15 protein-coding genes are annotated in these 17136 nt (G+C 70.5%); 4 read left to right on the top strand and 11 right to left on the bottom strand.

The window, feature by feature from the left end; genetic code table 11:
• Nucleotides 1-136: 136 nt before the first annotated feature.
• On the top strand, nt 137-634 hold the full coding sequence (locus ACWDVW_RS17490) for a GNAT family N-acetyltransferase (protein WP_449949771.1): 498 nt from the start codon (nt 137-139) through the stop codon (nt 632-634).
• Nucleotides 631-1566, top strand: coding sequence for an EamA family transporter RarD (gene rarD / locus ACWDVW_RS17485; protein WP_449949768.1), 936 nt, complete (start codon nt 631-633; stop codon nt 1564-1566). Before ACWDVW_RS17490 ends, rarD begins: the two co-directional genes overlap by 4 nt.
• Nucleotides 1567-1613: 47 nt before the next feature.
• Here rarD and ACWDVW_RS17480 read toward each other — a convergent pair whose 3' ends face one another.
• Both ACWDVW_RS17480 and ACWDVW_RS17475 read right to left on the bottom strand, forming a co-directional pair.
• Nucleotides 1614-2309 (bottom strand): anti-sigma factor family protein, encoded by a 696-nt coding sequence (locus ACWDVW_RS17480; RefSeq protein ID WP_449949765.1) that lies wholly within the window; start codon nt 2307-2309, stop codon nt 1614-1616.
• Nucleotides 2306-2800 (bottom strand): sigma-70 family RNA polymerase sigma factor, encoded by a 495-nt coding sequence (locus ACWDVW_RS17475; RefSeq protein WP_233527450.1) that lies wholly within the window; start codon nt 2798-2800, stop codon nt 2306-2308. The genes ACWDVW_RS17480 and ACWDVW_RS17475 overlap by 4 nt, the downstream gene beginning before the upstream one ends.
• 243 nt (nt 2801-3043) lie before the next feature.
• Between ACWDVW_RS17475 and ACWDVW_RS17470 the strand changes: the two genes are divergently transcribed.
• Nucleotides 3044-5167 carry a PhoX family protein gene (locus ACWDVW_RS17470; RefSeq protein WP_449949762.1) on the top strand — a complete coding sequence of 708 codons (2124 nt, stop codon included), beginning with the start codon at nt 3044-3046 and terminating at the stop codon, nt 5165-5167.
• A 135-nt stretch (nt 5168-5302) separates the two neighbouring features.
• Here ACWDVW_RS17470 and ACWDVW_RS17465 read toward each other — a convergent pair whose 3' ends face one another.
• Complete coding sequence (locus ACWDVW_RS17465; protein ID WP_396692105.1) at nt 5303-6085, bottom strand: IclR family transcriptional regulator; 783 nt, start codon at nt 6083-6085, stop codon at nt 5303-5305.
• Between the two features lie 154 nt (nt 6086-6239).
• Between ACWDVW_RS17465 and ACWDVW_RS17460 the strand changes: the two genes are divergently transcribed.
• A complete protein-coding gene (locus tag ACWDVW_RS17460) occupies nt 6240-7427 on the top strand; it encodes an MFS transporter (RefSeq protein ID WP_449949759.1) in 1188 nt (395 codons plus the stop codon).
• A gap of 47 nt (nt 7428-7474) precedes the next feature.
• Here ACWDVW_RS17460 and ACWDVW_RS17455 read toward each other — a convergent pair whose 3' ends face one another.
• The 8 genes from ACWDVW_RS17455 to nuoH form a co-directional block, all read right to left on the bottom strand.
• Nucleotides 7475-8542: a polyprenyl synthetase family protein gene (locus tag ACWDVW_RS17455; RefSeq protein WP_449949756.1), complete on the bottom strand. Its 1068-nt coding sequence runs from the start codon at nt 8540-8542 to the stop codon at nt 7475-7477.
• Nucleotides 8543-8648: 106 nt separating this feature from the next.
• A complete protein-coding gene (nuoN, locus tag ACWDVW_RS17450; RefSeq protein WP_449949753.1) occupies nt 8649-10199 on the bottom strand; it encodes an NADH-quinone oxidoreductase subunit NuoN in 1551 nt (516 codons plus the stop codon).
• A gap of 148 nt (nt 10200-10347) precedes the next feature.
• Nucleotides 10348-11880 (bottom strand): NADH-quinone oxidoreductase subunit M, encoded by a 1533-nt coding sequence (locus tag ACWDVW_RS17445; RefSeq protein ID WP_449949750.1) that lies wholly within the window; start codon nt 11878-11880, stop codon nt 10348-10350.
• Between the two features lie 79 nt (nt 11881-11959).
• Entirely contained in the window at nt 11960-13918 is a 1959-nt protein-coding gene (gene nuoL, locus ACWDVW_RS17440; protein WP_131054361.1) for an NADH-quinone oxidoreductase subunit L, read from the bottom strand.
• 12 nt (nt 13919-13930) lie between these two features.
• Nucleotides 13931-14248, bottom strand: a complete 318-nt coding sequence (nuoK, locus tag ACWDVW_RS17435) for an NADH-quinone oxidoreductase subunit NuoK (RefSeq protein WP_013731028.1) — start codon at nt 14246-14248, stop codon at nt 13931-13933.
• A 109-nt stretch (nt 14249-14357) separates the two neighbouring features.
• A complete protein-coding gene (locus ACWDVW_RS17430) occupies nt 14358-15125 on the bottom strand; it encodes an NADH-quinone oxidoreductase subunit J (protein WP_449949746.1) in 768 nt (255 codons plus the stop codon).
• The gene (nuoI, locus tag ACWDVW_RS17425) at nt 15122-15763 is read right to left on the bottom strand and encodes an NADH-quinone oxidoreductase subunit NuoI (RefSeq protein WP_449949744.1); all 642 of its coding nucleotides are present in this window, start codon (nt 15761-15763) and stop codon (nt 15122-15124) included. The genes ACWDVW_RS17430 and nuoI overlap by 4 nt, the downstream gene beginning before the upstream one ends.
• 1 nt (nt 15764) lies before the next feature.
• A complete protein-coding gene (gene nuoH / locus ACWDVW_RS17420; protein WP_396741125.1) occupies nt 15765-17117 on the bottom strand; it encodes an NADH-quinone oxidoreductase subunit NuoH in 1353 nt (450 codons plus the stop codon).
• Nucleotides 17118-17136: the final 19 nt, after the last annotated feature.

The following is a 17136-nucleotide window of genomic DNA, read 5'->3' as shown; positions in this document are numbered from 1 at the left end:
CAAACCGCCCGTCGGCAAGGCCGATGTCGGGCCGCAGCCCCGCACACCGCCCGTCGGCAAGGCCCGACGCAGCGGCAGTGCCGCCCGCAGACCCGGAGGCACGAAGGGTGAATGGTCGGGTCCTAGGATCCCGAGGATGTTCACCCGGACCCGTCACGACGGCTACACGATCAGCACCTCGCCCGATCTGCTCGACCTGGATCTGGTGCACACCTGGCTCTCCACCGACGCGTACTGGGCGCTCGGGCGGGACCGCGCGACGGTGGGTGCGGCGTTCGCCGGCTCGCTCGGGTTCGGCGTGTACCGGCCGACGGACGGCCGACAGGTCGCTGTCGCCCGGGTGATCACGGATCGGGCCACCTTCGGCTATCTCTGTGACGTCTACGTGGACCGGGCCGAGCGCGGCCACGGGTTGGGCACCTGGTTGGCCGGTGCCGTCCGCGACCATCTCGCCGAGATCGGCGTACGCCGGATCCTGCTCGCCACCAACGACGCGCACGGGGTGTACGCGAAGCTCGGCTTCACCGGCGTACGCGCGGACCGGTGGATGGAGTTCGACCGCCGTGAGTCGACCGTGACGCCGCTCACCAGCAAGGATCCACAGGGCGATCCGCCCCTTACGGTGAACACGTGACGCCGCTCCGCCTCGGATACCTCTACGGCCTGGTCGCGTACCTGCTGTGGGGGTTCTTCCCGCTGTACTTCAAGCTGCTGCGCCCGACCGGCCCGCTGGAGATCCTGGCCCACCGGGTCATCTGGTCGGTGGTGTTCGTCGCCCTGCTGCTCGCCGTGATGCGCAACATCGGGTTCCTGCGTGCCCTGCTGCGTCGGCCGCGCGCCCTGGCCGGGGTCGGTGCCGCCGCCGCCCTGATCGCGGTGACCTGGTTCACCTACATCTACGGCGTGAACTCCGACCGGGTGGTGGAGACCGCCCTCGGGTACTTCATCAACCCGCTGGTGGTGGTGCTGCTCGGCGTCCTGGTGCTGCGGGAGCGGCTGCGCCCGGCGCAGTGGGCGGCGCTCGGGGTCGGCGCGCTGGCGGTGGCCGTACTCACCGTCGACTACGGCCGGCTGCCGTACCTCGCGTTGACGCTGGCCTTCACGTTCGGCGGGTACAGCCTGGTGAAGAAGCGGCTGGGGCTGCCCCCGGCGGAGGGGCTCTTCGTCGAGTCCGCCGTGCTGGCCGTGCCGGCGCTGGTGTTCCTCGGTTGGCTCGCGACCACCGGCGACGCCACCTTCGGTCAGGTCTCGGTCGGGCACGCGTTGCTGCTGGTGCTGGCCGGCGCGTTGACCGCCATCCCGCTGCTGCTCTTCGCGGGCGCCGCGAACCGGCTGCCGCTGACCGCCCTGGGCATGCTCCAGTACGTGGCGCCGATCATCCAACTGGCCTGCGGTGTGCTGATCTTCCACGAGCCGATGCCGCCGGCCCGCCTGGTCGGCTTCGGGCTGGTCTGGCTCGCGCTGATCGTCTTCACCGCCGACGCGCTCCGCAACGCCCGGCGCAACCGCCGCACGCGCCCGGACAGCGAGGTCGGCGCGGCGGCGGCGGTGCCCGCCCCACGCTGACCGGTCTGCCCTCACGCTGGCCGGTCCGCTGTTCGACGCCGGGTGGCTCAGCGGACGTCGTAGGCGAGCACGGGGGTGCCGTCGGCGCGGATGAGTTCCAGCCGGACCAGTTCGGCGTTGGTGAACCGGGTCGCACCGGTGATCCGCAGGTCGTCACCGGGCGCGGCACGCCACGAGCCGATCTGCTCCTGCGCGCCGTCCGGGCCGTACGCCACCAGCCGGAAGGCGTGCGCCTTGCCGTAACCGGCGTGCTCGTCGTACCCGCAGTGCATGGTCACCTCGGTGCCCCAGTCGGTGTGCCGCAGGCCGATCTCGGCGTGCACCGGCACCGACCCGGTCACCGGCTCCATCGCGACCAGACGCACCTGTGCCAGCGGTGGCCGGCCCGGCTGCTCGCTCGGCAGCATCGTCGCCACGCCGAAGCCGACCAGCAGGGCGAACGCCGCCGCTGCGAGGCCGGTGACCGCGTACCGCAGCCGGTTGGCCTGCCGCTCCCGACGCCGGCGGTCCCGCGCGGCGTTGAGCAGCTCGGGCACCCGGGGGTTCTCCGGCGGTGGGAGGAACTGCTCCAGGCTCGACGGGTCCAGCCGACCGAGCAGGCCGGGGAGCACGGCGATCTCGGAGACCGACTGTTGGCAGTCGGGGCAGCCGACGAGGTGCCGTTCGTACGCGGCCCGGTCGGCGGGCGAGAGGGCACCCAGCACGTACGCGCCGTCGTCGAAGGCGTAGTCGCAGCGGCTCATCCGGTCACCCCCATCTCCGCCAGCACCAACCGTAGTGAGCGCAGCGCGTAGTGGGTACGGGACTTCACGGTGCCCGGCGGCACCCCGAGCCGGGAGGCTGCCTCGGACACCGAACGGCCCTGGTAGAAGCACTCGACGAGGACGTCCCGGTGGGACGGGCTGAGCCGGTTGAGCGCCTCCGCCACGGTCCACGCCTCCACGGCGCGTTCCGTCTCGTCGACGACCTCGCTGGGCTCGGGCAGCTCGTCGGTGTAGACCTCGCCGACCCGGGTCGACCGTCGCCGCCAGGCGTCGATGGCGAGGTTGCGCGCGGTGGTGAACAGCCAGGCGCGGACCGAACCGCGCCGGGGGTCGAGTGACTCCGGGTGCCGCCAGGCCCGCAGCAGCGTCTCCTGCACCAGGTCCTCGGCGCGCTGCCGGTCGCCGTTGACCAGCCGCAACGCGTGCGCGTACAGCGCCTCGGCATGCTCGTCGTGCAGGGCGCGCAGCAGGTGGGCGTCGTGGTCGCTGATGGTCCTCTCCTCGCTCTCGACCGAGCGGGCGCGGCGTTACGACCAGGGATACGTGCGGTCACGCCGATCGGTTCACCGCCTGCGCGACCTGGGATTCCCGACGGGGGAGTTCATCGCTGGTTCACATCGACGCCGGTTACCGCTCACCACGCCCTCCTAGCGTCCGGCGGGTACCCGTCGGTGAGCTGCACCGGCGCGCGTGACCCTCAGGAGGCTCCTCCCATGAGCGACCGTCCCCGGCTGCTCCCACTGCTGGGCACTCCCCGCCACGGCAGCCGCGACGCCATGACCTGTCTCTACCGCTGCGGCAACGCCTGCGACCACCCGGTGCCCAACACCTCCGACAACGCCTACTTCGGCGACCTGGTCGACGCCGAGGTCTCCCGCCGTGGCCTGGTCCGCGCCGGGGCGGTCGGCGCGCTGGTACTCGGCTTCGGCGGTGGCGCCGGTGCGCTGGCCGGCGGCGGTGCCGCCGCAGCGGCGCCGGGCTCCCCGGTGGTGCCCGAGACCACCACCTTCGCCGTCGGCGGCCGAGGCGTCGGCAGCGGAGCGCTGACCTTCTCGTCGATCCCGCCGAACACGCTGGACACCTTCGTGGTGCCGAACGGCTACGACCACGCGGTCGTCATCCGCTGGGGCGACCCGGTGCTGCCCGGCGCGCCCGCCTTCGACCTGCGCCGGCAGACCGCCGCCGCACAGGCCCGCCAGTTCGGCTACAACAACGACTTCGTGGGTGTGCTGCCGCTGGACAAGGGCGGGCGGCGGGCACTGCTCGTGGTCAACCACGAGTACACCAACGAGGACCTGATGTTCCCCGGCTTCACCAGCCTCGACGCGCTCACCGTCGAGCAGGTGAAGGTGTCGATGGCCGCGCACGGCATGTCGGTGGTGGAGATCGAGCGGGTCGCCGGCACCGGGCAGTGGCGTGCGGTCGCCTCGGGCCGCCGCCCGTACAACCGGCGGGTCGACGCGTTGAGCAGCACCTTCGAGCTGACCGGTCCGGCCGCCGGCTCGGCCTTCGTGAAGACCGCCGCCGACCCCAAGGGGCGTACGGTCGTCGGCACGCTGAACAACTGCGCCGGCGGGGTGACCCCGTGGGGCACGGTGCTCTCCGGCGAGGAGAACTTCAACCAGTACTTCGTCGGCGGCGACGCCGCACCGGCGACGGACAAGCCCCGGCTGGCCCGGTACGGCGTCAACACCACCACCCGATACCCCAGCGGCAACCGCAAGTGGGACCGCGCCGCCGACCGCTTCGACCTGGCCAAGCACCCGAACGAGGCGAACCGGCACGGCTGGATCGTGGAGATCGACCCGTACGACCCGGAGAGCCGTCCCCGCAAGCACACCGCGCTGGGCCGCTTCAAGCACGAGGGCGCGAACGTCATCGTGGCCCGCAGCGGGCACGTGGTCGCGTACATGGGCGACGACGAGCGCTTCGACTACCTGTACAAGTTCGTCTCGGACCGCAAGTTCATGAAGGGCAACTCCTGGGTCGCCCGCAAGCACAACCTGACGCTGCTGGAGTCCGGCACGCTCTATGTCGCCCGGCTGGACCAGACCAGCGCCGACGAGATCGACGGGTCCGGCCGGCTGCCCTCGGACGGCGCCTTCGACGGCAAGGGCCGCTGGATCAAGCTGGTCAGCGGCAACCGTTCCTTCGTGGACGGGATGACCGCCGCCGAGGTGCTCACCTTCACCCGCTTCGCCGGTGACAAGGTCGGCGCGACCAAGATGGACCGCCCGGAGGACGTCGAGCCGAGCCTGCTCACCGGCAAGGTCTATGTGGCGCTGACCAACAACACGAACCGGGGTGTCGGCAGCAACCCCGGGCCGGACGAGGCCAATCCGCGCAGCAACAACCGGCACGGGCAGATCCTGGAGTTGGTCGAGCACCGGGGCGACAACACCGCCGAGACGTTCACCTGGTCGCTGCCGATCGTCTGCGGCGACCCGGCGGACCCGTCGACCTATTTCTCCGGGTACGACAAGACCAAGGTGTCGCCGATCTCCTGCCCGGACAACGTGGCCTTCGACGCCACCGGCAACCTCTGGATCTCCACCGACGGCAACGCCCTGGGCAGCAACGACGGCCTCTTCGCCACGCCGACCGAAGGGCCGGAGCGGGGTCACCTCAAGCAGTTCCTCACCGTGCCGCGTGGCGCGGAGACCTGCGGGCCGTTCATCACCGGCGACAACCGCTCGCTCTTCGTCGCCGTGCAACACCCGGGCGAGGTCACCGGTGCCTCGGTCGACAACCCGGCCTCCACCTGGCCGGACGGCGACTACGCCAAACCCGGCGTGGTGGTGACCTGGCGGCTGGACGGCGGACCGGTCGGTAGCTGACCCCGCCCCGGCTCCGCGCCGGCCGCTTCCCGACGGCCCTCTTCCCACCAGGAAGGGGGCCGTCTCGCGCCGGGTCGGCCCTCGCGGGTCAGCCCTCGGCGGCTCGGTTCTCGGCGGCGGCTCGGTCGACTCCGGTCAGTTCTCGGCGGCCAGGCAGTCGGCGATCGCGCGGGCGGTGGCGATCAGCTTCGTCCGGACCACCCGGGCGGAGGTCATCATCTCGCTGGCCGGCAGCGCGCAGGCCAGCACCGTACGCCGTTCCATGTCCTTGTCCGGGGTGACCAGGACGGCCGCGCAGGCCACCCCCTGCCGGAACTGACCCAGTTCCAGCTGCATGCCGCGCCGCTCGCCGGCCGCCAGATCGGCCTCGAACGCCTCGGGGGTGGTCAGGGTGGCGCTGGTGAACGGCCGCATGCCGTACTCCCGCAGGTAGCGGTGCCGCTGCTCGGCGGTGAGCGTGGCGAGCAGCGCCTTGCCGAGCGCGGTCGCGTGCGCGCCCTCGTCGAACCCGGGGACGAGATCCTCCAGGTACGGCGAGCGGTTCCCCTCCGCGACGGCGGTGATGGCGACCTGGCCGCCCACGAAGCGGCCGAGGTAGTGGCTCCACCCGGTCTCGATGGCCGCCCGACGCAGGTTCTCCCCCACTGCGGGCGAGCCCCGGAACGCGGCGACCAACTCGCGGTAGCGGTCGGCCACCTCCAGCCCCACGATGTACGTGCCGTCCTCCCGGCGGATCACGTAACCCTCGTACGCGAGTGTGCGGACCAGGTGGTACGTCGTGGCCACGGTCAGCTCGCATCGCCGGGCGATCTGCTTCACCGTCAGCCCCCGCGGGGCACGGCCGACCGACTCGAGCACTCGAAGTGCGCGGGAGACGCTTCGGATCAGGTCCGAAGGTTCCGCCAGGGGGTCACGCACAACCACCTCCGCCACCGGGGACTTACACCATATGAAAAAGGAGCCCGGTGCGAAACGCCTGATCGGGTGGAGGATCACCGTTCGTCGGATACCCGATGTGATGCTGACCGCACTTTCCGTTGCCGGAATGCGGCAGGCGTAGGTTGGCCCCACCATGACCCACACCGCCCCGTCCCCCGCTCCGGAGGCCGCCACCCGACCCGTCCGGGCCGCCACCACCGCGGTGGCCGTCACCATCGCCTGCGTCCTGCCCGTCTTCCTGGTCGGTGGGCTCGCCGTGCAGATGCGCGAGGAGTTGGGCTTCAACCCGGCCGGCCTGGGCATCGCCGTGGCGGTCTATTTCGGCGTCGGCGCGCTCGCCTCGGTCCCCTCCGGCACGCTCGTGGAACGCTGGGGCGGCGGCGTGGTCGCCCGGGTCGGCATCCTGATCTCCGCCGGCTCGCTGCTCGCCGTGGCGGTGCTGGCCCGCTCGTACCCGATGCTGCTCGTCCTGCTGGCCGTGGCCGGCACCGCGAACGCGCTGGGTCAACTCTCCAGCAACCTGCTGCTGGCCCGGCACGTACCGACGCGGCGACAGGGCCTGTCCTTCGGCGTCAAGCAGGCGGCCATCCCGGTCTCCACCCTGCTGGCCGGCGCGGCGGTACCCACGCTCGCGCTCACCGTCGGCTGGCGGTGGGCGTTCGTGGCCGCCGCCGGTGCCGCGCTGGCCACGCTGCCGCTCGTGCCGTCACACGGACCGCAACCGGTCCACCGGTCGAACCGGCCGGCCGGGAACGCGACCGTCGGTCTGGTGGTGATCGGCGTGGCCGCGACGCTCGCGGCGGGCGCGGCGAACGCGCTGGGCACCTTCCTGGTGGACGCCTCCGTGGACCGGGGTCACGGCCCCGCCCTCGCCGGACTCATGCTGACCCTCGGCAGCGCGGTCTGCGTCGCCGCGCGGATCGGTATCGGCTGGCTGGCCGACCGTCGCTCCGGCGGGCACGTCACCGTGATCGCCGGCCTGCTGGTGGTCGGCGCGGTGGGGCTGGGCCTGCTCGCGGTGGCCGGCTCCGGGGCACTGGTGGTCGGTGTCCTGCTCGGCTTCGGCCTGGGCTGGTCCTGGCCGGGGCTGATGAACTTCGCCGTGGTCCGGCTGCACCCGCAGGCACCGGCCGCCGCCACCTCCATCACCCAGACCGGCGTGTACGCGGGCGGCTGCCTCGGCCCGCTGGCACTGGGACCGCTCGCGGCCGCCGCCGGCTACCCGGCGATGTGGCTCACCGCAGCCGCCGCCATGCTCACCGCAGCCGGTCTCATGCTCACCGCGACCCGGCTGCTCTCCGCCCGGCCATCGTCAGCCTGACCGCACACCCGGTCGCGGGCGTCGGTGGGGGCGCTGCGGAGGGTCGGTCAGCTCGTGCGGTCGGCGATGTGGTCGCAGAGCGATTCGAGGGCGCGACGCGCCGGCACGTCCGGCAGCGGCGCGAGCCGGGCGCGAGCATCCTCGGCGTAGCTGCGGACCGTCTCCCGGGCCCGCTTGAGCGCGGGGCTCTCCCGAAGCAGTCCGAGCGCCTCGGCGTGCAGGGCGTCGTCGGTCAGCGGGCCACTGGCCAGGATCTCCCGCAGCCGGACCGAGGAGGCGTCCGCGTCGTCGGAGGCGAGGGCATAGAGCACCGGCAGGGTCGGTACGCCCTCCCGCAGGTCGGTGCCGGGCGTCTTGCCGGACTCCTCCGACTCGCTGGCGATGTCGAGCAGGTCGTCGGAGAGCTGGAAGGCGACACCAATGATCTCGCCGTACCCGGCCAGCGCCGACACGTGCTCCGGGGCGGTGCCGCTGAACAGCGCGCCGAAGTGGGCGCTGGTGGCGATCAACGAACCGGTCTTCTCGGCGATCACGTCCAGGTAGTGCCGCACCGGGTCGGCGTCGTCCCGAGGGCCGACCGTCTCGGCGATCTGACCGTGCACCAGGCGGGCGAAGGTGCGCGCCTGGAGGCGTACCGCCTCGGGGCCCAGCTCTGCGGCGACGTCTGCGGCCCGCGCGAAGAGGTAGTCGCCCACCAGGATGGCGACCGAGTTGGTCCAGCGGGAGTTGGCGCTCGGCGCTCCCCGACGAACCGCGGCCTCGTCCATCACGTCGTCGTGATAGAGCGTGGCCAGGTGGGTCAACTCCACCACCACGGCGGCCGAGACGACCTCCGGCCGAGACGGCTCGCCGAACTGGGCGCCCAGGGCCACCAGCAGCGGCCGGAAGCGCTTCCCGCCCGCCTCCACCAGGTGCCGGGCCGCCTCGGTCACGAACGGATCGGCGCTGGCCACGCTGGCCCGCAACTCCACCTCGATGGTGTCCAGCAGGCCCAGCACGGATGCCTCGGTGTGCGGGTCGGCGAGATACAGACCGAGCGGGCCAAACTGGCCCGCGTGCCGGCTCCGGCGGCCACCAGAGCCGGTGCCACCTGAACGCTCGCCACCCCTAATCACCACTACTCCACCATGCCACACGGGCTCTACCTGCAGCGGACCGGGGAGGCGCGGCGGGGGCCGGCCCACACCCGTGGACCGGCCCCCGAAACGGAAGGTGACGCCGCTACCGGATGAAGTCCGCGGCGCCGGTGGTCAGGTCGAGCAGCGGGCCCGGTGCGATGCCGAGGACCAGGGTCGCGAGTACGCCGATCACCAGCGCCGCCGAGGTCATCGCCCCCGGCACCGTGACGGTCGGGGTCGAGTCGCCCGGCTCGGAGAGCCACATCATCACCACGACCCGCAGGTACGGGAAGGCGAGCACCATGCTGGTCAGCACACCGGCGATCACCAGCCACACCTGACCGCCGTCGAGCGCCGGGGCGAAGACGGCGAACTTGCTGGTGAAGCCGCTGGTGAGCGGGATACCCGCGAAGGCGAGCAGGATGAAGGTGAACACCGAGGCGTACCCCGGCGAGCGGCGGCCCAGCCCGGCCCAGCGGGACAGGTGGGTGGCCTCCCCGTCGGCGTCCCGGACCAGGGTCACCACGGCGAACGCGGCCAGCACGGTGAAGCCGTACGCCACCAGATAGAACATCGTGCCGGACAGACCCTCCCGGCCCGGGGAGAGCACACCGACCAGCAGGTAACCGGCGTTGGCGATGGAGGAGTACGCCAGCAGCCGCTTGATGTCGGTCTGGGTGACCGCGAGCACCGCGCCGACCAGCATGGTGAGCACCGCCACCGTGCCGAGCACCGGAGTGAAGTCCCACCGTGCGCCCTCGAACGCGACGTGGAACACCCGCAGCAGGGCGCCGAACGCGGCGACCTTCGTGCAGGCCGCCATGAAGCCGGTCACCGGGGTGGGCGCGCCCTGGTAGACGTCCGGCGTCCAGACGTGGAACGGCGCGGCGGCGGCCTTGAAGAGCAGACCGATGGCGACCAGAGCCATACCGGCGAAGAGCAGCACCGGGCTGGCCGTCGAGTTGGCCACGGCGGCGTTGAGGGTGGCGAAGTCCACGCCCGCCTGACGGTCGCCCAGACCGGCGCTGAAGCCGTAGAGCAGCGCCAGGCCGAACAGGAAGAACGCCGAGGCGTACGCGCCGAGCAGGAAGTACTTCATCGCCGCTTCCTGGCTCAGGATCCGCCGGCGACGGGCCAGCGCGCAGAGCAGGTAGAGCGGCAGCGAGAAGACCTCGAGCGCGATGAACATGGTCAGCAGGTCGTTCGCCGCCACGAAGATCAGCATGCCGCCGATAGCGAACGTGGTCAGCGGGTAGACCTCACCGGCACCACCGGAGTTGGCCGCCTGCCGCCGGTCGTCCGGCGAGTCGGCGGTGATCGCGGCCTGGGCGACGAATGCGCCGCCCCGCTCCACCGACCGCTCGCCCATCAGCAGCAGCGCCACGCCGGCCAGGGCCAGGATCGCGCCCTGGAGGAACAGCGTGGGCCCGTCGATCGCGATCACCCCGATAGTGATCACCCGCTTGTCGGCGTTGAACACCACCATGGTCAACGCGGCGAGCACCGCCAGCAGGGCCAGCGGGAGCTGGACGGGGTGCCGTAGCCGGCGGGGCACGAACGCCTCGACCAGCACCCCCAGCACTGCCGCGCCCAGCATGATCAGGATCGGCGCGAGTGCCGCGTAGTCGATCGGCGGCAGTACGAACTCGTTCACCGAGTCAACCTTTCGTTCGCGACTGCGCTGTCTTTTGCGCTCACCGGCTGGCCTTCGTTCGCGACTGCGGGGCTCGCGAGCTCACTCCTCGCGCTCACCCACTGGCCTTCGTTCGCGACTGCGGGGCTCGCGAGCTCACTCCTCGCGCTCACCGGCTGGCCTCCTGGACGTTGCCTGCCGTCGGCGCCGGATCGGTCCGGCCGACGTCCTCCATGGTCGCCTGGACCGCCGGGTTGATCACGTCGGTGACCGGCTTCGGGTAGAAGCCGAGCACCACGATCAGCGCGATCAGCGGGGCGACCACGAACTTCTCACGCAGGTTGAGGTCGCGCTTCATCGCGTCGATCTGGGTCAACGCCGGATTGAGCGTGCCCTGCGTGGTCCGCTGCACCATCCACAGCACGTACGCGGCGGCCAGGATGATGCCCAGCGTGGCGATCACCGCGACCGGCTTGTTCACCGTGAAGGTGCCGATCAGCACCAGGAACTCGGAGACGAACGGTGCGGTGCCGGGCAGCGCCAGCGAGGCGAGACCGGCGAAGAACAGCACCCCGGCCAGCACCGGCACCAGCTTGCCGGCACCACCGAAGTCGCTGACCAACGCCGAGCCCCGGCGCGTGACCAGCATGCCGACCACCAGGAAGAGCAGGCCGGTGGCGAGCCCGTGGTTCACCATGTAGAGCACCGCACCGGTGCCGGCCTGGGTGGTGAAGGCGAAGAGGCCCACGCCGATGAAACCGAAGTGCGCGATCGACGTGTACGACACCAGCCGCTTGAGGTCGTTCTGCCCCACCGCCAGCAGTGCGGCGTAGATGATGCCGATCACCGCGAGGCCCATCGCCCACGGCGCGAACCACTGGGCGGCGTCCGGGAACAGCGGCAGGCCGTACCGGATGATGCCGAAGGTGCCGACCTTGTCCAGCACCCCGACGAGCAGTGCGGCGGCACCGGCGGGGGCCGCGCCACCGGCGTCCGGCAGCCAGGTGTGGAACGGGAAGAACGGTGCCTTGATCGCGAAGGCGATGAAGAAGCCGAGGAAGAGCCAGCGCTCGGCACCGGTGGAGATGTCCACCTGGGACAGCGCCACCCAGTCGAAGGTCTTCCCGCCGACGACCCAGAGGCCGATCACCGCAGCCAGCATGAACAGGCCGCCGACCAACGAGTACAGGAAGAACTTGACGGCCGCGTACTGGCGCTGGTGACCGCCGTAGCTGCCGATGAGGAAGTACATCGGCACCAGCATGACCTCGAAGAACACATAGAACAGGAAGACGTCGGCGGCGGCGAAGACGCCGATCATCGTGCATTCGAGGACGAGCAGCAGCGCGAAGTAGACCGGCACCGACCGCTTCGACGACTCGGCGTCGTGCCAGGACGCCAGGATCACCAGCGGCACCAGCACCGCGATCAGCATCAGCATGACCAGCGCGATGCCGTCGGCGGCGAAGGTGAAGTTGACGCCCCAGTTCGGGATCCACGGGTACGACTCGCGGAACTGGAACCGGTCGCCGTCGACCTGCCAGGTCACCCACATGACCACGGAGAGCGCCAGCACCAGCAGCGACCAACCGAACGCGACCTGCTTGGCCAGCGTCGGCCGGCTGCGCGGCAGGAGGGCGACCACCACGGCGCCGACCAGCGGCGCCACGGTGAGCACCGAGAGGAACGGGAAGTCGGACATTATGCGGCCTTACCTCCGTCGTCGATGCGCGGTCCGCCGACGACGGCCGCCTGCGAGACCGTCGGCCTCTTGAGGTCGATCACGCGAACCACCCCGCCTGCACGGCGAGGAACGCGCCCACGATCAGCAGCGCCCCGGCGAGGATCGAGGTGGCGTACGACCGGACGAAGCCGGTCTGCAGCCGCCGCAGTCGACCCGAACCGCCGCCGACACCGGCCGCCAGCCCGTTGACCAGACCGTCGATGCCCCGGTTGTCCAGGTAGACGAGCGCCCGGGTGAGGAAGATGCCGGGCTTCTCGAAGACCGCCTCGTTCACCGCGTCGGTGTAGAGGTTCTTGCGGGCGGCGGTGACCAGCACACCGGCCGGCTGCGGCTCGTTGGCCGTGCCGTTGCGGAACAGGAACCAGGCCAGCGCGGCACCGAGCACGGTGACACCCAGCGACAGCACCACGATCGCCCAGTGCGGCAGCACCGCGTCGTGGTGCGCCTCGGCCGCGCCGAGGCCGGCGGTGGCGGTCAGCCAGTCCGGTACGGAGGTGGCCAGCAGCCAACCCGCGCCGATCGAGCCGATGCCGAGCAGGATCAGCGGGATGGTCATCAGCGGCGGGGACTCGTGCGGGTGCTCGATGTCCGTGGTCCAGCGCTTCGGACCGTGGAAGGTCAGCACGAACAGCCGCGTCATGTAGAACGCGGTCAGCGCGGCGCCGAGCACCGCCGCCCCGCCGAACAGCCAGGCCGTCCAGCCGTCCCGCTCGAAGGCGGCGGCGATGATCGGCTCCTTCGAGAAGTAGCCGGAGAACGGGAACATGCCGATGATCGCCAGCCAGCCCGCGCCGAAGGTGATCCAGGTGATCTTCATGTACTTCGACAGTCCGCCGAAGCGGCGGATGTCCACCTGGTCCTTCATGCCGTGCATGACCGAGCCGGCGCCGAGGAACATGTTGGCCTTGAAGAAGCCGTGCGCCAGCAGGTGCACGATGGCCAGCGCGTACGCCGCGCCGCCCAGGCCGACACCGAGGAACATGTAGCCGATCTGGCTCACCGTCGACCAGGCCAACACCCGCTTGATGTCGTCCTTGGCGCAGCCGATGATCGCGCCGATCAGCAGCGTCAGCGCACCCACGCTGACCACCACCAACTGCAGCGTGGCGTTGGCCGAGAAGATGATGTTGGACCGGGCGATCAGGTAGACGCCGGCGGTGACCATCGTCGCGGCGTGGATGAGCGCCGACACCGGGGTCGGGCCCTCCATCGCGTCCGGCAACCACGCCTGGAGCGGGAACTGACCGGACTTGCCGGCCGCGCCGAGCAGCAGGAGTATGCCGAGCACCAGCACGGTGCTGCCGGCCAGCGCGCCGACCCCGTTGAACACCTCGTCGTACTGGGTGGTGCCCAGGGTGGCGAACATGATGAAGATGGCGATGGCCAGACCGGCGTCACCGACCCGGTTCATCAGGAACGCCTTCTTGCCGGCGGTGGCCGCGGCCGGCTTGGTGTTCCAGAAGGAGATCAGCAGGTACGACGCCAGACCGACGCCCTCCCAGCCGAAGTAGAGCATCACGTAGTTGTTGCCGAGGACCAGCAGCAGCATGGCCGCGACGAACAGGTTGAAGTAGGCGAAGAACCGCCGACGACCCGGGTCGTGCGCCATGTACTCGACCGCGTACAGGTGGATCAGGAAGCCCACGCCGGTGATCAGCAGGACGAAGACCCCGGCCAGCGGATCGAAGAGCAGGCCGAAGTCGACGTTGAGATTGCCGACCGCGATGAAGTCCCAGAGGCTCAGTTCAACCGACTTGTTCTCCAACCCGCGCAGGTTGAAGAAGTAGGTCAGCCCGAGCAGGAAGGCGGCACCCACGGCGGCCACGCCGAGCCAGTGCCCCCACCGGTCGGCGCGCCGGCCGAGCAGCAGCAGGACCATCGCGCTGACCAGCGGGATCGCCACCAGCAGCCAGACGCTGCTCAGCAGCCCGTCGGCCGTCGCGTACGAGACGGTCTCGGCCGGAGCAGCCTGGGCGTACGTCACAATTTCGTCCACCGGTGGGCCCCTCTAGTACTTCAACAGGTTGGCGTCGTCGACGCTGGCGGAGCGCCGGGTGCGGAAGATCGCCATGATGATGGCCAACCCGACCACGACCTCGGCCGCCGCCACCACCATCACGAAGAACGCCATGATCTGGCCGTTCAGGTCACCGTTCATCCGGCTGAAGGTGACCAGCGCCAGGTTGGCCGCGTTGAGCATCAGCTCGACGCACATGAACAGCACGATCGCGTTGCGCCGGACCAGCACCCCGGCCGCGCCGATGGTGAACAGCACCGCGGCGAGGACGAGGTAGTAGTTCGGTTCGACGGAGAAGAAGTCACTCACCGGACCGGCCTTCCGTTCGCGACTGGGCAGTCTTCTGCCCACGACTGCGGGGCTCGCTCCGCTCTCTCCTCGCGCGGGCGACTGGAGGTCGCAAGCTCACTCCTCGCACTCACTTCTCAGTGCCCTTCAGGGTGGTTTCCTCGGCCGCCAGCTCACGCACCGGAAGGATGTCCGGCGTGCTCCGGTCGCTCAACCGGCCGTCCGGCAGGCGCGCCGGGGTGGCCACCGACGAGGAGGTGGCGAAGACACCCGGGCCGGGCTTCGGACCGGGGTAGTTGCCCGGCGCGAAGCGGGCCTTCATGGTGGCCACCTGGTCGCGCTTGTCCTCCTTGCGCCGCTCGATGTGCGCCAGGATCATGCCGCCGATGGTGGCGGTGATCAGCAGCGCGGCGGTCAGCTCGAAGGCGAAGATGTAGTCGGTGAAGAGCAACCGGGCGATGCCCTGCACGTTGCCGCCCGCGTTGGCCTCCTCCAGACCCACCGCGACGGTGCCCTGGGTGGCCCGGTAGACCCCGCTGCCGAGCAGGGCGGCGAAGCCGACACCGAGCCCGATCGCGGCGATCCGCTGACCCCGCAGCACTTCGATCAGTGAGTCCGAGGCGTCCCGGCCGACCAACATCAGCACGAACAGGAAGAGCATCATGATCGCGCCGGTGTAGACGATGATCTGCACCATGCCGATGAACGGTCCGGCCTGGAGCACATAGAACACGCCCAGGCTGAGCATGGTGAGCACCAGCCAGAGCGCCGAGTGCACCGCGTTGCGTGCCGCGACCATGCCGATCGCGCCGGCCAGCGCGAGCGGGGCGAGGATCCAGAAGGCCACCGCCTCGCCGCCGGAGACCGCACCCGCGGCGAGCACCGTCGAGGTGGTCATTCCGTCTCTCCCTTGTCCGCCGCGGCGCGCTGGGCGGCCTGCTCGGCACCGGGGAAGGTGACGCCCGGGTGCTCGTCCAGCTGGTACCGCCCCGGCCCCATCGGCGAGCGCTCGGCGCCGGCCGAGGTGCCCGGGTTGGTCAGGCTGCCGATGTAGTAGTCCTTCTCGCTGTCGCCCAGACGCATCGGGTGCGGCGGCTGCTCCATCCCCGGCAGCAGCGGCGCGAGCAGCTGCTCCTTGGTGAAGATCAGGTCCTGCCGGTTGTCCCGGGCCAGCTCGTACTCGTTGCTCATGGTCAACGAGCGGGTCGGGCACGCCTCGATGCACAGCCCGCAGAAGATGCAGCGGGCGTAGTTGATCTGGTAGTTGCTGGCGTACCGCTCACCCGGCGAGAAGCGCTGCTCGTCGGTGTTGTCGCCACCCTCGACGTAGATGGCGTCCGCCGGGCAGGCCCAGGCGCACAGCTCGCAGCCGATGCACTTCTCCAGGCCGTCCGGGTGCCGGTTGAGGATGTGCCGGCCGTGGTAGCGCGGCGCCGGCTTCGGCGGGGTGAAGGGGTAGTCGGTGGTGACGACCTTCTTGAACATGTGCGAGAAGGTGACCCCGAAGCCCTTGAACGTTCCGGTGATCGCGCCCACGTCACACCTCCTCAGAATCCTGGCCGGCGGGAACGTTGGCCGGCTCCCGCTCGGCGACCATGCGCCGGGTACGCGGGCTCGGGGGTACCTGCAGATCCATTGGCGGCAGCGGGAAGCTGCCCTGCGGCCGGTTCTCGACCTGCTCGGCGACGGTCGGCTTCGGCTGCGGCTTGCGGCTCGGCCAGAACATCGCGGCGAGCAGCACGATCCCGGCCGGGATGCCGATGGCCCACAGGCGACCCGTGGTGTCCCAGTCGCCGATGGTGCGGTACCAGCCCAGGACCACGATCCAGACCAGGCTGATCGGGATCAGCACCTTCCAGCCGAGCCGCATGAGCTGGTCGTAGCGCAGCCGGGGCAGCGTGCCCCGCAGCCAGACGAAGACGAACACCAGCAGGATGACCTTGCCGAAGAACCAGAGCAGCGGCCACCAACCGGTGTTGGCGCCCGACCAGAGGCTGATCGGCCACGGCGCGTACCAACCGCCCAGGAAAAGGGTGACGGTGAAGGCCGACATGGTCACCATCGCCACGTACTCGCTGAGCATGATCAGCGCGAACTTCAGCGAGCTGTACTCGGTCATGAAGCCGGCCACCAGCTCCGACTCCGCCTCCGGCAGGTCGAACGGCGGCCGGTTCGTCTCACCGACGATGGAGATGAAGAAGACGATGAAGCTCGGGAACAGCAGCAGCGCGTACCAGCCGGGCGCCGGGACGTCGAAGCCGAAGAGGTTCACCTGCGTGCCGGTGCCCTGCGCGGCCACGATCTCCGAGGTGGACATCGTGCCGGCGAGCATGAACACCGCCACGATGGACAGCCCCAGCGAGACCTCGTACGAGATCAGCTGGGCGGTGGACCGCAGACCACCGAGCAGCGGGTAGGTCGAGCCGGAGGCCCAACCGGCGAGCACGATGCCGTAGACCGCCAACGACGAGAAGGCGAGCACCACCAGCACCGCCACCGGCACGTCGGTGACCTGCAACGGCGTCTGGTGGCCGAAGATGCTGACCATCGGGCCGAAGGGGATCACCGACAGCGCGGTGACCGCGCAGATCACCGAGATGGCCGGCGCGAAGAAGTAGATGACCTTGTCTGCCGACTTGGGGAGGATGTCCTCCTTGAAGGCCATCTTCAGGCCGTCGGCGAGCGTCTGCAGCAGACCGAAGGGGCCGAGCTGGTTGGGGCCCGGCCGGACCGCCATCCGCCCCACCACTCGCCGCTCGAACCAGACGCCCAGCAGCGTGCCGAGCAGGGCGACGACGAAGGCAAAGACGATCTTGCCAAGCACCAGCCACCACGGGTCGTGACCGAAGTCGGTCAGCGACGGCGCCTGGGCGAGGAGCGAGTGACTCACTGGGCCCACCTTTCGTTCC

The sequence above is a fragment of the Micromonospora sp. NPDC003241 genome, assembly GCF_053589795.1.
The sequence above is the reverse complement of the archived record's forward strand: the minus strand, read 5'-3'. Positions and strand labels throughout refer to the sequence as shown.

What these genes read in the sequence shown, in the direction of transcription:
- ACWDVW_RS17490 (WP_449949771.1), top strand. Translation starts at nt 137, where the DNA reads ATGTTCACCCGGACCCGTCACGACGGCTACACGATCAGCACCTCGCCC.
- ACWDVW_RS17480 (WP_449949765.1), bottom strand. Translation starts at nt 2,309, where the DNA reads ATGAGCCGCTGCGACTACGCCTTCGACGACGGCGCGTACGTGCTGGGT.
- ACWDVW_RS17470 (WP_449949762.1), top strand. Translation starts at nt 3,044, where the DNA reads ATGAGCGACCGTCCCCGGCTGCTCCCACTGCTGGGCACTCCCCGCCAC.
- ACWDVW_RS17460 (WP_449949759.1), top strand. Translation starts at nt 6,240, where the DNA reads ATGACCCACACCGCCCCGTCCCCCGCTCCGGAGGCCGCCACCCGACCC.
- ACWDVW_RS17445 (WP_449949750.1), bottom strand. Translation starts at nt 11,880, where the DNA reads ATGTCCGACTTCCCGTTCCTCTCGGTGCTCACCGTGGCGCCGCTGGTC.
- ACWDVW_RS17430 (WP_449949746.1), bottom strand. Translation starts at nt 15,125, where the DNA reads ATGACCACCTCGACGGTGCTCGCCGCGGGTGCGGTCTCCGGCGGCGAG.